General features: G+C 24.6%; 3 protein-coding genes. 2 read left to right on the top strand and 1 reads right to left on the bottom strand.

Annotated features, from left to right (window positions below; translation table 11 throughout):
* Positions 1–30 precede the first annotated feature (30 nt).
* Positions 31–2,139 (top strand): cell wall-binding repeat-containing protein, encoded by a 2,109-nt coding sequence (locus tag Q1J78_RS05095; protein ID WP_300277773.1) that lies wholly within the window; start codon positions 31–33, stop codon positions 2,137–2,139.
* 305 nt (positions 2,140–2,444) lie between these two features.
* Here the strand turns inward: Q1J78_RS05095 and Q1J78_RS05100 are convergent, their stop codons facing one another.
* Entirely contained in the window at positions 2,445–3,167 is a 723-nt protein-coding gene (locus Q1J78_RS05100; protein ID WP_300277776.1) for a sulfurtransferase, read from the bottom strand.
* A 335-nt stretch (positions 3,168–3,502) separates the two neighbouring features.
* On the opposite strand from Q1J78_RS05100, the gene Q1J78_RS05105 reads away from it, so the two are divergent.
* The gene (locus Q1J78_RS05105) at positions 3,503–3,868 is read left to right on the top strand and encodes a GntR family transcriptional regulator (RefSeq protein ID WP_300277779.1); all 366 of its coding nucleotides are present in this window, start codon (positions 3,503–3,505) and stop codon (positions 3,866–3,868) included.
* Positions 3,869–4,009 lie beyond the last annotated feature (141 nt).

Consider the following 4,009-nt stretch of genomic DNA (forward strand, 5'->3'; position numbering starts at 1 on the left):
TAGATAAATTTATATTTAGGAGGATTTGTTATGAATAAAAATAGAAACAGAATAGCAGCAATGATGATGGTTGCAGCTATAACAGTAAGTTCTGTTGCTATACCTGTAGAGGCAGCAGTAGTAAATAGTAATGTTTCATCAAAAGTAGTAGAAAATACTAGAGGAACTGAAAAAGATGTAACAGATGGGGTTGTACTTAATGAAGAAAATTTCCCTGATGCAGAGTTTAGAAAAATTTTATCAGAAGAACTTAGTATACAAGAAGGTGATACTATAACTTTGAATATTCTAGAAAATACAAAAATTTTAAATTTATCAAAACGAGAAGAAGGTGGAATAATAAGAAATTTAACAGGAATATCAAATTTTGTAAATTTAGAAAGTTTATATTGTAATAAACATAATATAGAAAAAATAGATTTATCAAAAAATACTAAATTAGAAGAATTTAGGTGTGAAAGTTGTAATATAAAAGAGTTAAAGTTAGATGGAAATATAAATCTTAAAGATTTAGATTGTACGGATAATAAGATAGAAAATCTTGATATTTCAAAATTTAAAGAATTAGAAAGATTAAGTTGTTCAGCAAACAATATATCAGAATTAGATTTAAGTAAAAATTTAGAATTAATAACTCTAGAATGTAATAATAATAATATATCAAGTATAGATTTATCAAAAAATACAAAACTATCAACATTAAATTTAAGAAAAAACAATATTATTGAAATAAATTTAAATAATAATAATAACTTAGAAGAAATAGATTTATCAGAAAATAAATTAAAAGAAATAGATTTGAAAGGGAAAGTAAATTTAAATAATTTAAAATTAGACGATAATGAATTAAAAGAAATAGATTTATCAGAAAATAAAAAATTGGAACGAATAAGCTTAAATAACAATAAATTGAGAAATTTAGATTTATCTAAAGTAGATAATTTGAAACAAGGTTTAAAAGATATAGGAATATATGGAAATGAAATAGGAAAATTTGAAGTGAATAATTATCAAACTGAATACAGTAATCTACAGGAGGTTAATTTAGAAAATAATAAATTAGATGAATATATTGACTTAAATAAAGAATTTGGTATAACTGCAGAAGATATAAAAAATAATAAAGTAGATTTAAAGACAGAAGGAATAATAATAGATGGAACAAAGTTGAAATGGATTGAAAGTGAGCCTTTTGAAATAAAATATATATACAATTGTGGTGGGAAAGATAATGAAGTAAAACTTGAAGTTATAATATATTTAGATGGAGAATATACTCCAGATTTAGATTCAAATGGTAACAAACCAATAACACCATCAACTCCAAGTGTAAAACCAGATACAAATCATTCAAAAATAGCTGGTGGAGATAGATATGAAACTGCTGCAAAAATAGCAGATCAAATGGGTTCATATGACACAGTAATATTAGTAAATTCTGATAAATCTATGGCAGATGGATTATCAGCTGCTTCATTATCAGGAAAGAAAAATGCACCAATATTATTAGTTAAAAAAGATAATATTCCAAAATCTACAATGGATAGAATAAATAGAGCTAAAAATGTATATATAATTGGTGGAGAAAACACAATTTCTAAAAAAGTAGAAAATCAATTAGAAAACAAAAATATTACTAGAATAGCTGGAAAAGATAGATATGATACATCTAAAAAAATAGCAGCTATGTTAGGAGGATATGAAAAAGCATTTATAGTAAATGGAGTAAAAGGAGAAGCAGATGCAATGTCTGTATCAGCAGCGGCTGCAAAATATGGTGCACCAATATTATTAACAAATGGAAAAACTTCTATACATGAAAATAAAGATGGAGTTCAATATTTTGCTATAGGAGGAAGAGCAGTTGTATCAAATGAATTAGCAGATAAATATTCAGCAGATAGAATTGCTGGTGTAGATAGATATGCTACAAACAAAAAAATAATGGACGAATTCTATTATGAATCTAAAAAAGTATACTTTGCAAAAGGAGATACATTAGTAGATGCACTTACTGCTTCAACACTTGCCAAAGATAATGGGATAGTATTAGTGTCTAAAAAATCAAATCATACTCTACTTAACGGAAAAGAAACTGTTCAGGTTGGAGGAATGGATTTCACTATAAACTTTAAATAAATTTAAAATAAAATTAAGATAATTAAAAAATCGTCTTCTATTTTTAACTTATAGAAGACGATTTTTATATCTTTATACAAAATAACGAATAAATTTATACAAAATAATTAATAAATTTATACATAAATATATAAAAATTTATAAAATATTAGATATTTATACACAAATAAAAATTATTCTATTCCTGTTTTAACTTCATTTTCATCATAACTAATCCAATCAGAAAAACCACCTGGATAAAGTTTATGTGGTATATCAAACTGTCTAAGGGCTAAGCTGTTTACACAAGCAGCAATACCAGAACCTCAAGTAAATATTACTTCTTTATTAGAATTTATTAATTCTTTAAAGTGTTCTCTTAAAAAGTCCATATCTTTAAAAGATCCATTTTCAAAATTATCATTTAAAATATCTTTAAAGAAATAGCATTTAGAACTTGGTATATGTCCTGCTTTATGATAAGCAGGTTCTACTAAACCTTGATATCTTTCGTTTGAACGAGAATCTATAATTATTGTATCAGGGTCATAAAGTTTAGATTTTATGTAATCTATATCAACTATCATATCTTTATTTAAATCAATAGATATTTTTTTATTAGTACAATTAGCTTCTGGAACTTTAGATACTAATTTTCCACCAGCTTTTACAAATGCAGGAAGTCCTCCATCTAAAACATCTACATTTTTGATTCCAATATACATAAGTTGATACATTAATTTTGAAGCACCATTTAAATCACCTTCATCGTATGTTACGACATGAGTACTATTATCAATTCCCATTTTTTCTAATTTAGCAGCAAGTTCATGTGGGTCTGCAAGAGGATTGAATCCACCATGTTTTGAAAGTGGTGCAGATAAATCTTTATCGACATCTATTAAATACGCCCCTTCTATATGTGCTCTTAGATATGCCATAGCTCCGTAACCTCTATCAAGTAGGTTGAATCGACAATCTAAAAGAACAATATCTTCATTATTTTCTAATTTCTTAATCAAATCAGCTGCTGAGATTAAATTTTTCAAAAAAATCGCCTCCAAATATTTTAATAATGAGCTTAGATGATAAAACACTAATTCATAATTTAATATTAGTACAATATTGTAATAGAGTAAATACAATAAAATAAAAAATAATATTAAAATTTGAATAGAAAAATTAAAAAATAAGATTAAATTTTGAATAGAATAAATAAAAATTTAAAAAATTTCTATAAACTACTATAAAAATATTGACAAACTATTATGGGTATAATATATTATAGATAAATAGTTAGTTACTCAACTAACTAACCAACTAGATAAAATTAAATATGAAACAAATTAAAAATAGAAAAAATTAGTTGGGAAAGGAGGATATTATGGCTTTTATATTAAATAGTGAAGAACCTATATTTATTCAAATTGCTAAAGCTATAGAAGATGAGATTCTTTCAGAGGGAATAAAAGAAAATGAACAAGTTCCTTCTACAACAGAAATATCAAAAACTTATGAAATAAATCCAGCTACAGTACTAAAAGGAATGAATATATTAGTTGATCAAGATATACTATATAAGAAAAGAGGAAGAGGAATGTTTGTATCAGAGGGTGCAAAAGAAATAATATCAAAAGTTAGAAAAGAAAAATTTATAAATGAATCAGTAGTGCTATTTTTAGAAGAAGCGAAAAAATTGGGAATAAATAAAAAAGAGCTTGTAGAAATAATAAATGAAAAAATAGAATAATTTAATTAGAAAAATATTAAAGATGTAAAAATTGTGTATTATAAAAGTCTAAATTTAAAGTATAAAATCAAAAGAAAAGGAGGAATCAAAATGAGTGATAAATTAGAAATTAGAGGAATTAATAAAAAGTTTGGCAAGCAA

The organism is Peptacetobacter sp. (assembly GCF_029264495.1).
GTDB lineage: Bacteria > Bacillota > Clostridia > Peptostreptococcales > Peptostreptococcaceae > Peptacetobacter.

Bases quoted from the DNA above. Each gene is read 5' to 3' on its own strand.
- Q1J78_RS05095 (WP_300277773.1), top strand. From the start codon at position 31: ATGAATAAAAATAGAAACAGAATAGCAGCAATGATGATGGTTGCAGCT.
- Q1J78_RS05105 (WP_300277779.1), top strand. From the start codon at position 3,503: ATGGCTTTTATATTAAATAGTGAAGAACCTATATTTATTCAAATTGCT.